10 protein-coding genes are annotated in these 15,072 nt (G+C 67.2%); 6 read left to right on the forward strand and 4 right to left on the reverse strand.

What is annotated here, in order from left to right:
- The first annotated feature begins 3 nt into the window (after positions 1–3).
- Positions 4–2,292, forward strand: a complete 2,289-nt coding sequence (locus tag CVUC_RS15025) for a beta-glucosidase (protein ID WP_096033294.1) — start codon at positions 4–6, stop codon at positions 2,290–2,292.
- Positions 2,292–3,701: a glycoside hydrolase family 30 protein gene (locus tag CVUC_RS15030; RefSeq protein WP_096033295.1), complete on the forward strand. Its 1,410-nt coding sequence runs from the start codon at positions 2,292–2,294 to the stop codon at positions 3,699–3,701. Before CVUC_RS15025 ends, CVUC_RS15030 begins: the two co-directional genes overlap by 1 nt.
- Before the next feature lie 114 nt (positions 3,702–3,815).
- On the opposite strand, the gene CVUC_RS15035 is transcribed toward CVUC_RS15030, so the two are convergent.
- A complete protein-coding gene (locus CVUC_RS15035; protein ID WP_101685842.1) occupies positions 3,816–6,338 on the reverse strand; it encodes an ABC transporter permease in 2,523 nt (840 codons plus the stop codon).
- Entirely contained in the window at positions 6,335–7,021 is a 687-nt protein-coding gene (locus CVUC_RS15040; protein ID WP_096033297.1) for an ABC transporter ATP-binding protein, read from the reverse strand. The genes CVUC_RS15035 and CVUC_RS15040 overlap by 4 nt, the downstream gene beginning before the upstream one ends.
- 57 nt (positions 7,022–7,078) lie before the next feature.
- Here CVUC_RS15040 and CVUC_RS15045 point away from each other — a divergent pair, with 57 nt between their 5' ends.
- On the forward strand, positions 7,079–7,711 hold the full coding sequence (locus CVUC_RS15045) for an arylesterase (RefSeq protein WP_096033298.1): 633 nt from the start codon (positions 7,079–7,081) through the stop codon (positions 7,709–7,711).
- 765 nt (positions 7,712–8,476) lie between these two features.
- Here the strand turns inward: CVUC_RS15045 and CVUC_RS15055 are convergent.
- Positions 8,477–9,919 carry a helix-turn-helix domain-containing protein gene (locus CVUC_RS15055; protein WP_096033299.1) on the reverse strand — a complete coding sequence of 481 codons (1,443 nt, stop codon included), beginning with the start codon at positions 9,917–9,919 and terminating at the stop codon, positions 8,477–8,479.
- A 165-nt stretch (positions 9,920–10,084) separates the two neighbouring features.
- Here CVUC_RS15055 and CVUC_RS15060 point away from each other — a divergent pair, with 165 nt between their 5' ends.
- The 3 genes from CVUC_RS15060 (at position 10,085) to aceB (ending at position 13,623) form a co-directional block, all read left to right on the forward strand.
- Positions 10,085–11,704 (forward strand): isocitrate lyase, encoded by a 1,620-nt coding sequence (locus tag CVUC_RS15060; protein WP_010919632.1) that lies wholly within the window; start codon positions 10,085–10,087, stop codon positions 11,702–11,704.
- A gap of 33 nt (positions 11,705–11,737) precedes the next feature.
- On the forward strand, positions 11,738–11,965 hold the full coding sequence (locus CVUC_RS15065; protein ID WP_012640328.1) for a hypothetical protein: 228 nt from the start codon (positions 11,738–11,740) through the stop codon (positions 11,963–11,965).
- Between the two features lie 80 nt (positions 11,966–12,045).
- Positions 12,046–13,623 (forward strand): malate synthase A, encoded by a 1,578-nt coding sequence (gene aceB / locus CVUC_RS15070; protein ID WP_096033300.1) that lies wholly within the window; start codon positions 12,046–12,048, stop codon positions 13,621–13,623.
- Positions 13,624–13,890: 267 nt separating this feature from the next.
- Here aceB and CVUC_RS15075 read toward each other — a convergent pair whose 3' ends face one another.
- Positions 13,891–15,015 (reverse strand): helix-turn-helix transcriptional regulator, encoded by a 1,125-nt coding sequence (locus tag CVUC_RS15075; RefSeq protein ID WP_164512729.1) that lies wholly within the window; start codon positions 15,013–15,015, stop codon positions 13,891–13,893.
- Positions 15,016–15,072: the final 57 nt, after the last annotated feature.

Raw genomic sequence — 15,072 nt, forward strand, 5'->3', positions numbered from 1 at the left:
GCCATGACGACCGCCGCCCAGCCATCATCCGCCTTGCGGATCCTGTGCCGGACCACCGCCGCCGTGGCGTTGCTCGCGTTCCTGCCGATGTCGGGCGCGGTCGCGCAGGTCATGCCGACCAAGGACAGCGCGCCCCTGACCGCTCGCCCTAGCGATCCGGCCTGGGTGCGGGCCGACGCGCTCGTCAAACAGATGACGCTCGATGAGAAGATCACCTATCTGCACGGCTTGTTCCCGCCGATGGCCAAGCCGGCGCCGACGGACATGATCCCGTCAGCCGGCTATGTGCCGGGCGTGCCGCGCCTGAACATCCCGACCCTGCGCGAAAGCGACGCCAGCCTGGGCGTCGCCAACCAGGTGGAGCAGCGCAAGGGCGATGTGGCCACGGCCCTGCCGTCCAGCCTGGCTCTAGCGTCCACCTTCGAGCCGAAGCTGGCCTTTGACGGCGGCGCGATGATCGGGGCCGAGGCCCGCGCCAAGACCTTCAACGTCCTGCTGGCCGGCGGCGTGAACCTGACCCGCGACCCGTGGGCGGGCCGAAACTTCGAGTATCTGGGCGAAGACCCGCTGCTGGCCGGCGAGATGGTCGCCGAACAGATCAAGGGCGTGCAGTCCAACAAGATCGTCTCGACGATCAAGCACTTCGCGCTGAACGCCCAGGAGACCGGGCGCCACGTGATGGACGCCCAGATCGACGAGGCGGATCTGCGCGAGAGCGACCTCCTGGCCTTCCAGATCGCGATCGAGAAGAGCAACCCCGCCTCGGTCATGTGCGCCTACAACAAGGTCAATGGCGACTGGGCCTGCGAGAACGACTTCCTGCTCAACAAGGTGCTCAAGCGCGACTGGAACTATCCGGGCTGGGTGATGTCGGACTGGGGCGCGGTGCACAGTACGGTCAAGGCGGCGCTGGCGGGGCTGGACCAGCAGTCGGGCCAGGAGCTCGACGCCCAGATCTTCTTTGGCGAAGACCTCAAGGCGGCCGTGGCCAAGGGCGAGGTCAGCCAGGCCCGCGTCGATGACATGGTCCGGCGTATCCTGCACGGGGTGATCTCCTCGGGCCTGATGGACAATCCGACCCCGACGAGCGCCCAGCCGATCGACTACGACGCCCACGCCAAGGTCGCCCAGACCGTGGCCGAGCGTGGTTCGGTGCTGCTGAAGAACGATCGCGGACTGCTGCCGCTGGCCAAGAGCGCCAAGAAGATCGTTCTGATCGGCGCCCACGCCGACGTGGGCGTGATCTCGGGCGGCGGCTCCTCGCAGGTCCGCTCGGTGGGCGGCGCGCCGGTCGAGATCCCGCTGAACGGCGGCGAGGCGGCTTCGTTCGTACGGGTCACCTGGCATGCGTCTTCACCGCTGCAGGCGATCAAGGCCGCGAACCCCAACGCCGAGGTCTCCTATATCGACGGCAAGGACCCCGTCGCCGCAGCCGCGGCCGCCAAGGACGCCGACGTCGCCATCGTGTTCGCCTGGCACTGGCAGACCGAGGCCCAGGACGCCCCGTCGATCGCGCTGCCCGAGAACCAGGACGCGCTGATCGAGGCGGTGTCGGCGGCCAACAAGAACGCGGTCGTCGTGCTCGAGACCGGCGGTCCGGTGCTGATGCCCTGGCTCGATAAGGTCGGGGTGGTGCTGCAGGCTTGGTATCCGGGCCAGCGGGGCGGTCAGGCGATTGCGCGCCTGCTGTTTGGCGAGGTCAATCCGTCGGGCCGTCTGGCCATGACCTTCCCCAAGAGCGAGGACCAAGCGCCGCGCGCCAGCGCGCCGGGCTTCGCCGAGCAGGCGGCGATCGATGACGCCCGCCGCGCCGGCCAGAAGGCGGGACCGATCAAGGGCTTCCCGGTTCGCTACGTTGAAGGCGCGGCGGTCGGCTACCGCTGGTTCGCCCAGGAAAAGCGCCGGCCCCTCTATCCGTTCGGCTATGGCCTTTCGTACACGAGCTTCGGCTACAAGAACCTCAAGGTCGAGGACGGCGATGGCCTGAAGGTCAGCTTCGACGTCACCAACACCGGCAAGGTCGCCGGCGCCGACACGCCTCAGCTCTATGTCACCTCGGGCCAGCGTAAAGCCATGCTACGTCTGGCCGGCTTCCAGAAGGTCGATCTGGCGCCCGGCGAGACCAAGCGGGTGACCCTCACCGTCGAGCCGCGTATCCTGGCGGACTACGACACCGCCAAGCCGGGCTGGACCATCGCGGCGGGGACCTATCCGCTCTATGTGGGCCGCAACGCCGGCGAGCCCGTCTTGACCGGCAGCGCCAAGCTGAAGTCCTGGTCGAGGAAGCCCTGATGCGCCTTCGCCTTTTGTCCATCACGGTCGCGGCGCTGGCCGCGACCTCGCCGGTCCTGGCCGCGCCCAAGCTCCGCGCCTGGGTGACGACCGGCGACAAGAGCCAGCTCCTGGCCGCGCAGGCGCCAGTGGCGGCCTCGTCCGCCGAGGCGCTGGCCGGACTGCCGGTGATCGCGGTCGACGCCCAGGAGCGTCATCAGTCGATTGTCGGCTTCGGCGCGTCGATCACCGACGCCTCGGCCTGGCTGATCCAGAACAAGCTCAAGCCCGCCGACCGTGACGCGCTGCTGCGCGAACTGTTCGGACGCGGGGAGGGCGGTCTGGGCTTCAGCTTCACCCGCGTGACCATCGGCGCGTCCGACTTTTCGCTGGACCACTACAGCCTCAATGACACGCCGGACGGCGCGCCGGATCCGGAGCTGAAGCACTTCTCGCTGGCGCGGCCCAAGCAGCACGTGTTTCCCACCGTCCGGGCGGCCTTGAAGATCAATCCCGAGCTGAAGGTCATGGCCTCGCCCTGGAGCGCGCCGGCCTGGATGAAGACCACGGGCTCGCTGCTCAAAGGCCAGCTCAAGGCCGAGGCCTACCCCGTCTACGCCACGTTCTTCGCCCGCTACGTTCAGGAAGCCGCCAAGGTCGGCGTGCCCACCGACTATCTCAGCGTCCAGAACGAGCCTGACTTCGAGCCCGAGAACTATCCGGGCATGCGGTGGCTGCCGCAGGATCGCGCGCGGTTCTTCGGCGAGCACCTGGCCCCGGTGTTCAAGCGCGAGAAGATCAAGACCCGCGTGCTCGACTGGGACCACAACTGGGACCAGCCCCAGCAGCCACTGACGGTCCTGGCCGACCCGAAGGCCCGCGCGTTCCTGACGGGCGTGGCCTGGCACTGCTACGCGGGCGAGGTCTCGGCGCAGGACAAGGTGCGCGCGGCCTATCCCGACAAGGAGGTGTTCTTCACCGAGTGTTCGGGCGGGGAATGGGCGCCCAAGTTCGATGACAGCTTCGCCTGGATGGTCGAGCAGCTGATCATCGGCTCCACGCGCGGCGACGCGCGCGGCGTGCTGATGTGGAACCTGGCGCTTGACGAAAAGTTCGGCCCCCACGCGGGCGGCTGCGGTGACTGTCGCGGGGTGGTTTCGATCGATAGCCAGACCGGCGCGGTCACCCGCACGCAGGAATACTACGCCTTTGGCCACGCCAGCCGTTTCGTGAAGCCCGGCGCGGTGCGGATCGGCTCGCCGGCCAAGATCGAGGGACTTCGGACCGTTGCGTTTCAGAACCCCGATGGTCAGCGCGTGCTGATCGTGCTGAACGTGTCGACCGCTGCGGTCGACTTCGCAATAGCGTCGGCCGGAGCGCGCTTCAAGGCGTCCTTGCCCGCCAGATCGGCGGGCACCTTCGTCTGGTAGGAGCCGGCCGTCGCGCTTCGGTGCGATCACGCCGGTTGTCCTGGCGGATCGCCCCGCCTCCCTCTTGTCGGCGGTTAAACCGGCCAAGCGACCAAGGCCGGTTCTGCGGAGCCGCTAGTCCCCCCGCAGAACCGGCGCTGGCCTTTGCGCCAGGGCGAGGCTCGCGGCGATCAGGCCGCCCAGGGTCGCCAGGCCCGTCGCGCCCGCCAGCAGGGCCAGCACACCGCTCCAGTCGACGCTCCACGTGGCCTCGAAAACCTTGACCACCACCGGCCATGCGGCGGCAAAGCCGAACAGCACGCCGGCCGCCCCGGCGATCAGACCGACCGCGCCGTACTCGATCACATAGGCCAGGAGGATCTGACCCCGCGTGGCGCCCAGCACCTTCAGGGTCGCGGCTTCCCGGGCCCGCGCCCGGGCGCCGGCCGCGATGGCGCCGGCCAGCACCAGGAGGCCCGCCAGCCCGGCCACCGCCGCCGCGCCTCGTACGGCCAGGGCCAGACGGTCGAAGAGGGCGGCGGCCGACTCCAACTGCTCGCGCACGCTGATTACGTTGACGGTCGGCAGGGTCTGGCCAAGTTTGCGGGTGAGGGCGGCTTCCTGGGCCTTGTCCATACGCGCGATCGCCACGCTGCGAAGCTCGGCCCCTTCCAGCGTCGCCGGATTGAGGATCAGGTTGAAGTTGGGTCCAAAACCGCCGAACTCGATGGTCCGTAGCACCGTGATCCGCGCCTGGATCTCCTGACCCAGAACCAGCAGGGTGACCGTGTCGCCCAGCTTGAGGCCGGCGGCTTCGGCGATCTCGGCGCTCATGGCCAGCTTGGGCGGACCGGTGTCGTTTTCCGCCCACCAACGCCCGGCGACGACGCCGGCGTTCTTCGGCTCCTTGCCCAGGGTCGACAGGCTGATGTCGTTGTCGAACGCCCATCGCGCCGAGGGCTTGACGCTCTTCGGATCGATCGGCTTGCCCTTCACCGCGATGATGCGACCCGTGACGAACGGCATGCGCAGATAGGTGTCCTCGGTCAGCGGTCCCATGACCGAGGCTGCCGTCGCCTCGAAGGTCGCGGCCTGGTCGGCCGGAATCTCGGTGAACACCATGGCCGGCGCGGTGCGGGGAGCCACGTCGCTGACCTGGGCCAGCAGCGCCGACTGGATCAGCACCACGCACGCCAGGAGCGCAACGCCCAGACCGATCGCCGGGCTGGCCGTTCGCGCCGCCGAGCGAGGCCCTGCGAGGTTGGCGAGGCCCAGCTTGGCGGGGCCTCGGGTGAGGCCCCGCGCCTTGCCGGCCGCCCAGGCCGCGGACCGGCCCAGCGCGGCGAGGAGGCCAAACGACACCGCCACGCCGGCGATCATGATCGCGGCGGCCATCGGCGTCGGCGCCGTGGCGACCGCCAGCGCGGCAAGGCCCAGGCCGGCCAGCGCCGCGCCGACCGTCTCGACGCCGAACGGAAGCCGACCTTTGGGGGCGCGCCGGAACAGGGCCGACGGCGGCGTTGTCCGCGCTCGCGCCAGGGGCAGCAACGAGAACGCCGCCGCAGCCAGCAGGCCAAAGAGCGCGGCCTTGGCCAGGGGCAGGGGATAGACCTTGAACAGCGCCGGCACCGGCAGACTGGAGCCCGCGAGCTGCCCCAGGATCAGAGGCGCTGCGCCGCCGACGACAAGGCCGATCGCGATCCCCAGCAGGGCCAGGACCGCGATCTGGATCAGGTGCAGATCGCGGATCAGGCCGCTCTGCGCGCCCAGCGCCTTCAGCACGGCGATCGCCGGCTCTCGCGCGGACAGATAGGCCGAAACCGCGCCCGCCACGCCGAGGCCGCCGGCGACCAGCGACGCCAGGCCGATGAAGCCCAGAAAATACTCCAGCTGGTCGATCAGCCGGCGCGCGCCCGGCGCAGCGTCCAGACGGTCGCGCACCCGCATCCGCGAGTCCGGAAGCGAGGCCTGCACAGCCTTGCCGACCGCGCGGGGATCCTGGTTGGGCGAAAGCGCCACGCGCACCGTCCGACTGGTCAGGCCGCCGGGCGCCAGGAGGCCGGATCGCTCCAGCACCTCGCCCCGGACAAGGACCCGTGGCGCGATGGCGAAGCCGCGTGACAGACCGTCGGGCTCACCGGTCAACCGCGCGCCCACCACCAGCGTCATCGGGCCGGCCTCGAACCGGTCGCCGATCTTCAGGTTCAGGCGATCCATGAGCGCCGGCTCCACCGCCGCGCCGGGGACCCCGTTCCGGTCCGCCAGGGCGCCTTGCAGGTTCGGTGCGCCTTCCAGCGTCACGGCGCCGGCGAGCGGAAACTGTCCGTCCACGCCGCGCAGATTGACCAGCCGCCGCTCGCCGCTGGGAGCCTGGGCCATGGCGCGGGCCGTGGCGGCGTAGGTGGTCACACCCAGCTTGTCGAAGGTCTGGCGCTCCTTGGGCGTAAAATCGCGGTTCTCGACGGAGAACGCCAGATCGCCGCCAAGGATCTCGCGCGCCTGGCTGGCTAGGCCCTGGCGGAAGGCTTCGGCCGTCGAGCCGGCCGCCGCGATCGCCGCGACGCCCAGCGCCAGACAGGCCAGAAAGATGCGGAAACCGCGCACGCCCGAGCGAAGTTCGCGGGCGGCGAGGCGGAAGGCGAGGGGCGTGCGGCTCACGAGACGATCCGTCCATCGGCCATCCGCACGATCCGGTCGGCCCGGGTGGCCAGCACGGGGTCGTGGGTCACCATCACCATCGCCGCGCCGACCTCGGTCACCAGGTTGAACATCAGGTCCGCCACCGAGGTCGCCGTAGCCCCGTCGAGATTGCCGGTGGGCTCATCGGCGAACAGCAGGGCGGGCCGGGCGGCCAGAGCGCGGGCGAGGGCCACGCGCTGCTGCTCACCGCCCGAGAGCTGGTGGGGGTAGTGGGTGAGACGCCCCGACAAGCCAACCCGGCCCAGCCAGTCGCGGGCCGTCGTCATGGCGTCGCGCGCGCCGTCGATCTCGAGCGGCGTCGCGACGTTCTCCTCGGCCGTCATGTTCGGCAGCAGGTGGAACGACTGGAACACCAGGGCCGCGCGACCGCGTCGCAGGCGAGCGCGGCCGTCCTCGTTCAGCTTGGCCAGATCCTGACCAAACAAACGCACCTGACCCGACGTGGGTTCTTCCAGGCCCGCGCCGACCGCAATCAGCGACGACTTGCCCGAGCCCGAGGGACCGATGATCGCTACCCGCTCGCCGGGGTTCACCACGAGGTCGACGCCGCGCAGGATGTTTACGGGACCGGCGGAGGAGGGCAGGGTCAGGGCGACGGCGTCGAGGACCAGGGGCGCGGCGGGCGTAACGTCGTCGGACATGGGTTTTCCTGCGAGGCCGGTCCTTGTTTGGCCGGCAGCTAGACTACATAGGAAAGCATGAGCCAGACCGCACACCGTTTTCCCAACCGCCGACGTTTTTTGCTGGGGATCGGCCTGCTGAGCCAGATCGGTGCCGCGCCGAAGCCGGTGGTGATCACCGTGCTCGGCGACTCCATCACCGCCGGGCTCGGCTTGCCCGCGCGCGAGGCCATGCCCGCGCAGTTACAGTCAGCGCTGGGGCGACGTGGGATCTCAGCGGTCGTAAGACCCGCCGGCGTCTCGGGCGACACAAGCGGCGGCGGCTTGGCCCGGCTTGGCTTCAGTGTCTCGAAGGACACACAGCTCTGCGTGGTGGCGCTCGGCGGCAACGATCTGCTGCAGGGCGTCGATCCGGCTCAGACCAAGGCGAACCTTCGCGGCGTGCTGCAGAAGCTCAAGGCCCGGAACGTCCGTGCGGTGCTGGTCGGCGTGGCCGCGCCAGCCAGGATCGGCGCCAGCTACGCGCGTGACTTCAACGCCATTTATCCGAGCCTGGCCAAGGAGTTCGGCGTGCCGCTTTATGCGAATATCCTCGCGGGCGTCGTCGGCAATCCGGCGTTGATGCAGCGCGACGGAATTCATCCGAACGCTCAGGGCGCCAAGAAGATCGGCGAGGCGCTGGCCGCTGTCGTCGCCAAGGCGGTGAGTTAGGGGGCCGCGGCCACTCGACGCATCTGCGCCGTTGCAGATCCATAGTTCGTCTAAGATATATTATCAGAAGCGATCGCATGTTCGCTGGTGTTGCACATCACCTGTCACGGGTCATATTTGATGGCCCCGTTAGTCGTTGTCCGAAAAACCTCAGAGTTGATGGCCTCTGAGCGTCAAAGTTTCTGTCGTGAGGACGCTAGCTGGTCGCGCGATGGCGCGAACCTCGCCAAACCGAAGTCTAAAAATTCGGCCTGACTGTTATTGTCGGCACCGCTCAGATCGCCATGCTGAATTCCGCAATCAGCTGACGAATGCCTCGCCAAATCGTAGCCGTGGAAGCCCTGCTAGGAATTGAGGGTTTACGACAAACATTGCGCCAAATGACACCCGCTTCAAATATCGGTTGGTTCCGGAGGCGACGCTGCGGAGGCGTATTCGGTCGACTGGGCATTCGCTCCCCTAAGCGGCAACCGAAGCTGCGCCGTCATGCGCTCGAACGAGCTCCCCTCCCCCCATCTCTGCACAGACTGACGGCAGCTTCCACGGCAGTGCAAGCCAACGGCGGTCGTCATTGAGATCGACCGCATGGGCCCGGACAAAAAGGTTGTCGTGGCGCTTGCGGACGTGTCGGTCGCTCCCGAACCGGGTGATCCCGACGATCATATCGTCCGCACCAAGCTAACCGAGGCTCAGCTGGCCGCCCCTGCCGGACCGGAAGGACTAGCTTAAGCTCAGAAGCGCCTGGCGTGATGGCCGGACGCTTCGCTACCGGACGAACGGGAAAGGTGACAGCGCCTTGCTGCTTTCCTCGACCATCAGGGTCCGGTTGATGGGCGCCGCCGCCCGCTGCGGACAGGCCGGGCGCTCGCAGATCCGGCAAGAGGGGCCGATCTCCACCGCGATGGGATTGGCGATGTCGAGGCCCCGCGCATGGACGAGCTTGCTGGCGTATTTCAACTCGCAACCGAGACCGACCACGAGCTCGTCCTCGAGCCCGGCCTGCAGGCCCGAGGTCCGCCGTACCGTACGCGACAGGGTGAAATAGCGCTCGCCGTCAGGCGTCTCGATCACCTGGGTGACGATCCGGCCGGGGGTCTTGAAGCTGTCGTGGACGTTCCAGCGCGGACAGGCGCCGCCGAAGCGCGAGAACGGGAAGGGACCGGCGGCGAAGCGTTTGGAGATGTTGCCCGCCGCGTCCAGCCGCATCATGAAGAACGGCACGCCGCGCGAGCCTGCGCGCCCCAGAGTGGTCAACCGCTGGGCCGCCTGCTCGTAGCTGATCCCAAAGCGCGACCGCACGCGTTCGATGTCATAACCGGTGCTTTCCATGGCCGCGAGAAACGGCTCGTAGGGCATCATGATCGCCGCGGCGAGATAGCCGTCCAGGAACACCTTGAGCAGCTGACGCGTGGCGCGATCGGGCGCCTTGAAGCGGTCGGTCAGCTCGGTCAGCACCTCCCCGCCTTCCATGAGACCCAGCTGGTAGCACATACCGAAGGTGCGGCTGGCGTGCGCCAGGGTCTCGGACAGCATCAGCCGCTTGCGGTGATGGTCGTAGCGACGCAACGAGCCGGTCATGACCTCCAGGGGCATGATCCGGGTCTGGACGCCGAACCGGCTCTGCAGACGCTCGCGCACCGCCGGCCCCAGGTCCTGCGGGTCGGCCTTTAACTGCCGCACGATCGACTCGGCCAGGGCCTCCAGCTCGGCGAAGTGGTTGCGCTGCGCGCCGACCAGATCGCGCACCCAGTCGGTCGGCGACGACAGATCCGAGGCCGGTCCCGCGCCGTCCGGACGTTCAAACGCCCCAAGATCGATCAGGCGGCCGCGATCCAGATAGGCGCGATAGAGCCGGGACATCGCCTCGGCGATCCCGGGCGACAGTTCGGCGACCTCGGCCGCCTCGTGTCGGGACACGGCCAGGTCCGCGAACATCCGGTCCGCTAAGACCTCCTCCAGCCCGGCGCCGCCGCCAGGATCGTCGGCTGACAGGCTCCGGAGGTCGAGATCGTAGGCGTCGGCCAGGCGCAGCAGGATCTGCGCCGTCACCGGTCGCTGATTGCGCTCGAGCAGGTTCAGATAGCTGGCGGAGACGCCCAGCTCCTCGGCCATACGCGCCTGCGTCACGCCTAAGTCGCGGCGCAGCCGTTTCAGCCGTCCGCCCAGGAACAGCTTCTTGTCGTTCTGCTTCTTTTCGAGCGTAGCCATTCCGTCAATTTGTCACAACTTTACATAAATTACAAAGTCGATCTTTGACAATTTGCCTTCAATAGGTTCGACCGATCCCGCAGCGCAGCGCTAGCTCTCCATCACGAGTTTTCCTGGGCCCGCAAGGCTTCACCGCCTCGGCCACTGTAGTGGGATCGAACGACCATGACGCAGCGCAAGACCTATGCCGAACACCGCGACGCCCTGCTGGCGCGCTACCCGCAAGGCGTCACGCCGGGCGGCGTCGATGTCGACGACATCATCCAGCTGAAGCTGCAAAACACCTTCAACACCCACCTGGATATCGCCCGCGCCATGGCCCCGGTGATGCGCGCCGACATGGCCGAGTACGATCGCGACAGCTCCAAATTCACCCAGTCGCTGGGCTGCTGGTCAGGCTTTCACGCCCAGCAGATGATCAAGGCGGTCAAACGCCTGCGCGGCACGACCAAGGGCGCCTACGTCTATCTGTCGGGCTGGATGGTCGCGGGCCTTCGCAACCGCTTCGGCCACCTGCCCGACCAGTCGATGCACGAGAAGACCTCGGTCGTCGACCTGATCGAAGAGATCTACGTCTCGCTGCGCCAGGCCGACGAAGTGGCGATCAACGACCTCTTCAAGGCGCTGAGCGCCGCCCGCAAGGCCGGCGACCAGATCGCCGAGCAGGCCGCGATCAAGGCGATCGACAATTTCGAGACCCACGTGGTGCCGATCATCGCCGACATCGACGCCGGCTTCGGCAACGAGCACGCGACCTATCTGTTGGCCAAGGAGATGATCAAGGCCGGCGCCTGCTGCCTGCAGATCGAGAACCAGGTCAGCGACGCCAAGCAATGCGGCCACCAGGACGGCAAGGTCACCGTGCCGCGCGAGGATTTCATCGAGAAGCTGCGCGCCTGCCGCCTGGCCTTCGAGGAACTGGGCGTGGACGACGGCGTCATCGTCGCCCGCACCGACAGCCTGGGCGCAGGCCTGACCCAGAAGATCCCGGTCAGCCAGGAGCCTGGCGATCTGGCCAGCGACTATATTAAGTGGCTGAAGACCGAGCCCGTCACCCCGGAAAACCCGCTGAAGGACGGCGAGCTGGCGATCATGAAGGACGGCGCGTTCGTTAAGCCCGTGCGCATGCCCAACGGCCTCTTCGCGTTCCAGGACGGCACTGGCCGCCAGCGCGTCATTGAGGACTGCATCGCCAACCTGACCCAGGGCGGCGCCGACCTGCTGTGGATCGAAACCGACACCCCCAATGTCGATGAGATCGCTTCGATGGTGGCCGAGGTCCGCAGGGTCGTGCCGAACGCCAAGCTGACCTACAACAACTCGCCGTCGTTCAACTGGACGCTCAATCTGCGCAAGCAGGTGCGTGACCAGTGGATCGCCGAGGGCAAGATCCATAAGGACAGCTACCCGGACGGCAATGCGCTGATGTCAGCCGAGTACGACAAGAGCGACCTGGGCCGCGAGGCCGATGAGCGTCTGGCGCGCTTCCAGGTCGACATCGCCGCCCGCGCCGGGGTGTTCCACAACCTGATCACCCTGCCGACCTTCCACCTGACCGCCAAGAGCGTGGACGAGCTGTCGCGCGGTTACTTCGGCGAAGATCGCATGCAGGCCTACGTCAACACGGTGCAGCGCGAGGAGATCCGCCGCGGCGTCTCCGCCGTGAAACACCAGCACGAGGTCGGCTCGGATCTCGGCGACACCTTCAAGGAGATGGTCGCCGGCGAACGCGCCCTGAAGGCTGGCGGCCACGCCAACACCATGAACCAGTTCGCGGCCGAATAGGCCCGACACTTAAGCCCCCAAAGGAGCAGAGCCATGACCGCATTCTCTCCCGCCACCATGCCCGCGACGGACGACGACAAGCGCGCCGTCGAACGGCTCGCCGAGGCCTCCCACCGCCTGAACGACGCCGTGCGTCGCGCCATCGCCGCCGGCTATTCGGTGGAGCTGGTGCGCACCTCGCGCCATCATGACGGCGCGGGCAACTGGGGCGATCAGATCGTCCCGACCGTTCGTGAAAAAGGCGCCGAAAAGAGCGCCTAGCCATCAAGAACCGACCAGAGTCCCGATGACGGCTCCCCGGATATCCGGGGAGCCGATCCCACCGCCACGGAAAGCTTCCCATGCCGCTCGACATCGCCGCCAACATCCAGGTCACCGCTCCCGTTGAAGGCCGAGCTGCGGAAGTACTCACCCCCGAAGCCCTGGCTTTCGTGGCCGACCTGCACCGTCGTTTCGACGCGCGTCGCCGCCAGTTGCTGGAAGCCCGTCAGGCGCGCCAGGCGCGCTTTGACGCCGGCGAACTGCCCGACTTCCTGGAAGAGACCGCATCGATCCGCAGCGCCGACTGGACCATCGCAGCCATTCCCGACGACCTGCTCGACCGCCGCGTCGAAATCACCGGGCCGGTCGACCGCAAGATGATCATCAACGCCTTGAACTGCGGGGCCAAGGTGTTCATGGCCGACTTCGAGGACGCCACGGCCCCGACCTGGGCCAACGTCGTCGAAGGCCAGATCAATCTGAAAGACCGCTGGCAAGGCGAGCTGACCCACGTCGACGCAAAGTCGGGCAAGGCCTACGCCATGGGGCCAACCCCCGCCGTGCTGAAAATCCGCCCGCGCGGCTGGCACCTGATGGAGCGCCACCTAGAGGTCGATGGCCAGGCCGTGGCCGGGGCCCTGTTCGACTTTGGCCTCTACGCGTTCCACAACGCCAAGGCCGCCATCGCCAAAGGCTCAGGGCCTTACTTCTACCTGCCCAAGCTCGAGAGCCACCTGGAAGCACGCCTGTGGAATGACGTCTTCCTCCGCGCCCAGGAGGTGCTCGGCCTGCCGGTGGGAACGATCAAGGCCACGGTGCTGATCGAGACCATCCCCGCCGCCTTCGAGATGGACGAGATCCTGTTCGAGCTGAAGGACCATATCGTCGGCCTAAACTGCGGCCGCTGGGACTACATCTTCTCGTTCATCAAGCGCCTGGGCCGTCGCGAAGCGTTCCTGACGCCGGACCGCTCGGCCATGGTGATGGGCAAGGCCTTCCTGGGCGCCTATTCGCTGAAGCTGATCCAGACCTGTCACCGCCGTGGCGCGTTCGCGATGGGCGGCATGGCGGCCCAGATCCCGGTCAAGGGCGACGAGGCCGCCAACCACGCGGCCTTCGCCAAGGTCCGGGCAGACAAGGAGCGGGAAGCCGGAGCCGGCCACGATGGCACCTGGGTGGCGCACCCCGACCTCGTTCCGGTGGCCATGGAGGTGTTCAACCGCCTGATGCCGACGCCGAACCAGCTCGACCGCAAGCTCGACGATCTCTCGATCACCCAGGCCCAGATGCTGGAGTTGCACGAGGGTTCGCGCACCGAGGCTGGCGTCCGCGAAAACATTCGGGTGGGCGTCCGCTACACCCAGGCCTGGATCGAAGGTCGCGGCGCGGTGCCGCTCTACAACCTGATGGAGGACGCGGCGACCGCAGAGATCTGCCGCACCCAGCTCTGGCAGTGGGTGCGCCTCGGCGCCGCACTCGACGACGGCCGCGTGCTGAGCTCAGAACTGTTCGTCAGCCTGTTCAGCCAGGAGATGAGCGACCTGCGCCGCGAGTTCGCCTCCCCTCGCCTGGAGGAAGCCGCGCACATCTTCACCAGGATGGTGCTCTCGGACGATCTGGAGGAGTTCCTGACGATTCCTGCGTACGAGTTGCTCTAGCTTCGCCGCATCGTGATCGGTGAGTTCGCCGATCACGATGCCGGCGCCAGACACATCCGCCATGAGCGGCCGTTGACTCACTGCCCAGAACCGGACGTTGAGCACTCGGTGCTGCCCCGGAAACACAATCCTCAGCCGAGCGCTCCAGCCGCAAGCCCAGCACCGTCCAGTCTTGCGCGAGAAGTATGCCGCCCAGCCAAGGGGGGGCTGCGACACCAAGGCCAAGGATGTCGACCGGCCCACAATCACACTGTGGAACCGTCGACCTCAGCCCTGTCGATAGTCTTTGGGCGTCTGTCCTGTGCGCGCCCAAAAGGCCTTGTAGAACGTCGAGCGCGAGTTGAATCCGGCGGCGATAGCGATGTCGAGAACCGACATGTCGGTCTCCTTAAGCCATCCCTTGGCGGTTTCGATGCGCTGGTCATTGACGTAGTCGAAGAAGGTTCGCTCCAAGGTGTCGTTGAGCGTCTGAGATACGTGGTTTGGCGCGGCGCCGACACTCCGGGCCAATTTGGCTAGGGAAAGGTTCGGATCGAGATGCAGGCTTTTTTCGCTCATGGTGCGGCGGATGCGTTCAGCGAGCCGTTGGGCATGGTCCTGGGTCAGGGCAGACCGCGCGTACTTGCGTGGACCGGACGTCTCCAGGTCTGAGTCTCCGACAGATTCAGCGTCGATCAGTTCGACGACCGAGCTTCTTAGCGAGAAGCAGATCAATAGCAGCAGCAGAGCGCCCGTCATAAGCAGCATAATCTCGCCGGGACGCGCGGTCGCCGAGGATAGATTGTCGGTCAGAAGGGCGGCCGTAGCGGAAACCCAGAGGACAACGACCAGGCCCATGAAGCCCTCTACCCAACGCATCTCAAGTTGGTCGATGTTGGAGAACCGATCCTTGAGCCTAGCGCGATGGCGCGTCAGCAACCGCATGATGGCGACGACGTAGGCGCCCGAAGCGACCGGCCATGCGAGAACGAGCGCGAAAGTCGCCAAGGCCAGGGTCGCTGGCGCCGCGCCCGGCGGCAGATGGCCTTCTACGAGCATGATGCTCCGCTGGGCGCCCGGGAGAGCCATGTAGCCAATCGCGGTCAGCATCCCGAGAACAGGCAGGATCAGACGCCGGAGGCGGCTCGGCCTGCCTGCGGTCTGATCGCCAACACGAGCCTGGACGAACGCATGAAACGTCGCGGGCGCGGCCATTAGGACAGGCAAGAGCCAGGGCAGAAGAACCGGGAAGAGCGATCGTGCGAAGAACGCGAGCGGGGCTGGCGTCGCAAGCAGCGTCAGCACGATGAAAACCGCCGTCAGCGGAATGCGCCCGGCCTTGATCGGCCCGGAGAGCGCGACGGCCACGCCGGCGCCGCCGAGGCCGATGACCCAGGCGGCGAGAGCGATCATGGTCACAGACGACGTTGAACCGACTTCACCCATCCGTGCGCCGCCCCCCTTGCGCGC

The organism is Caulobacter vibrioides (genome assembly GCF_002858865.1).
GTDB lineage: Bacteria > Pseudomonadota > Alphaproteobacteria > Caulobacterales > Caulobacteraceae > Caulobacter > Caulobacter vibrioides.

Coding starts and splice junctions, on each gene's coding strand:
- CVUC_RS15025 (WP_096033294.1), top strand. CDS start 4: ATGACGACCGCCGCCCAGCCATCATCCGCCTTGCGGATCCTGTGCCGG.
- CVUC_RS15040 (WP_096033297.1), bottom strand. CDS start 7,021: ATGTCCGACGACGTTACGCCCGCCGCGCCCCTGGTCCTCGACGCCGTC.
- CVUC_RS15060 (WP_010919632.1), top strand. CDS start 10,085: ATGACGCAGCGCAAGACCTATGCCGAACACCGCGACGCCCTGCTGGCG.
- CVUC_RS15075 (WP_164512729.1), bottom strand. CDS start 15,015: ATGATCGCTCTCGCCGCCTGGGTCATCGGCCTCGGCGGCGCCGGCGTG.
- CVUC_RS15045 (WP_096033298.1), top strand. CDS start 7,079: ATGAGCCAGACCGCACACCGTTTTCCCAACCGCCGACGTTTTTTGCTG.
- aceB (WP_096033300.1), top strand. CDS start 12,046: ATGCCGCTCGACATCGCCGCCAACATCCAGGTCACCGCTCCCGTTGAA.
- CVUC_RS15065 (WP_012640328.1), top strand. CDS start 11,738: ATGACCGCATTCTCTCCCGCCACCATGCCCGCGACGGACGACGACAAG.
- CVUC_RS15055 (WP_096033299.1), bottom strand. CDS start 9,919: ATGGCTACGCTCGAAAAGAAGCAGAACGACAAGAAGCTGTTCCTGGGC.
- CVUC_RS15030 (WP_096033295.1), top strand. CDS start 2,292: ATGCGCCTTCGCCTTTTGTCCATCACGGTCGCGGCGCTGGCCGCGACC.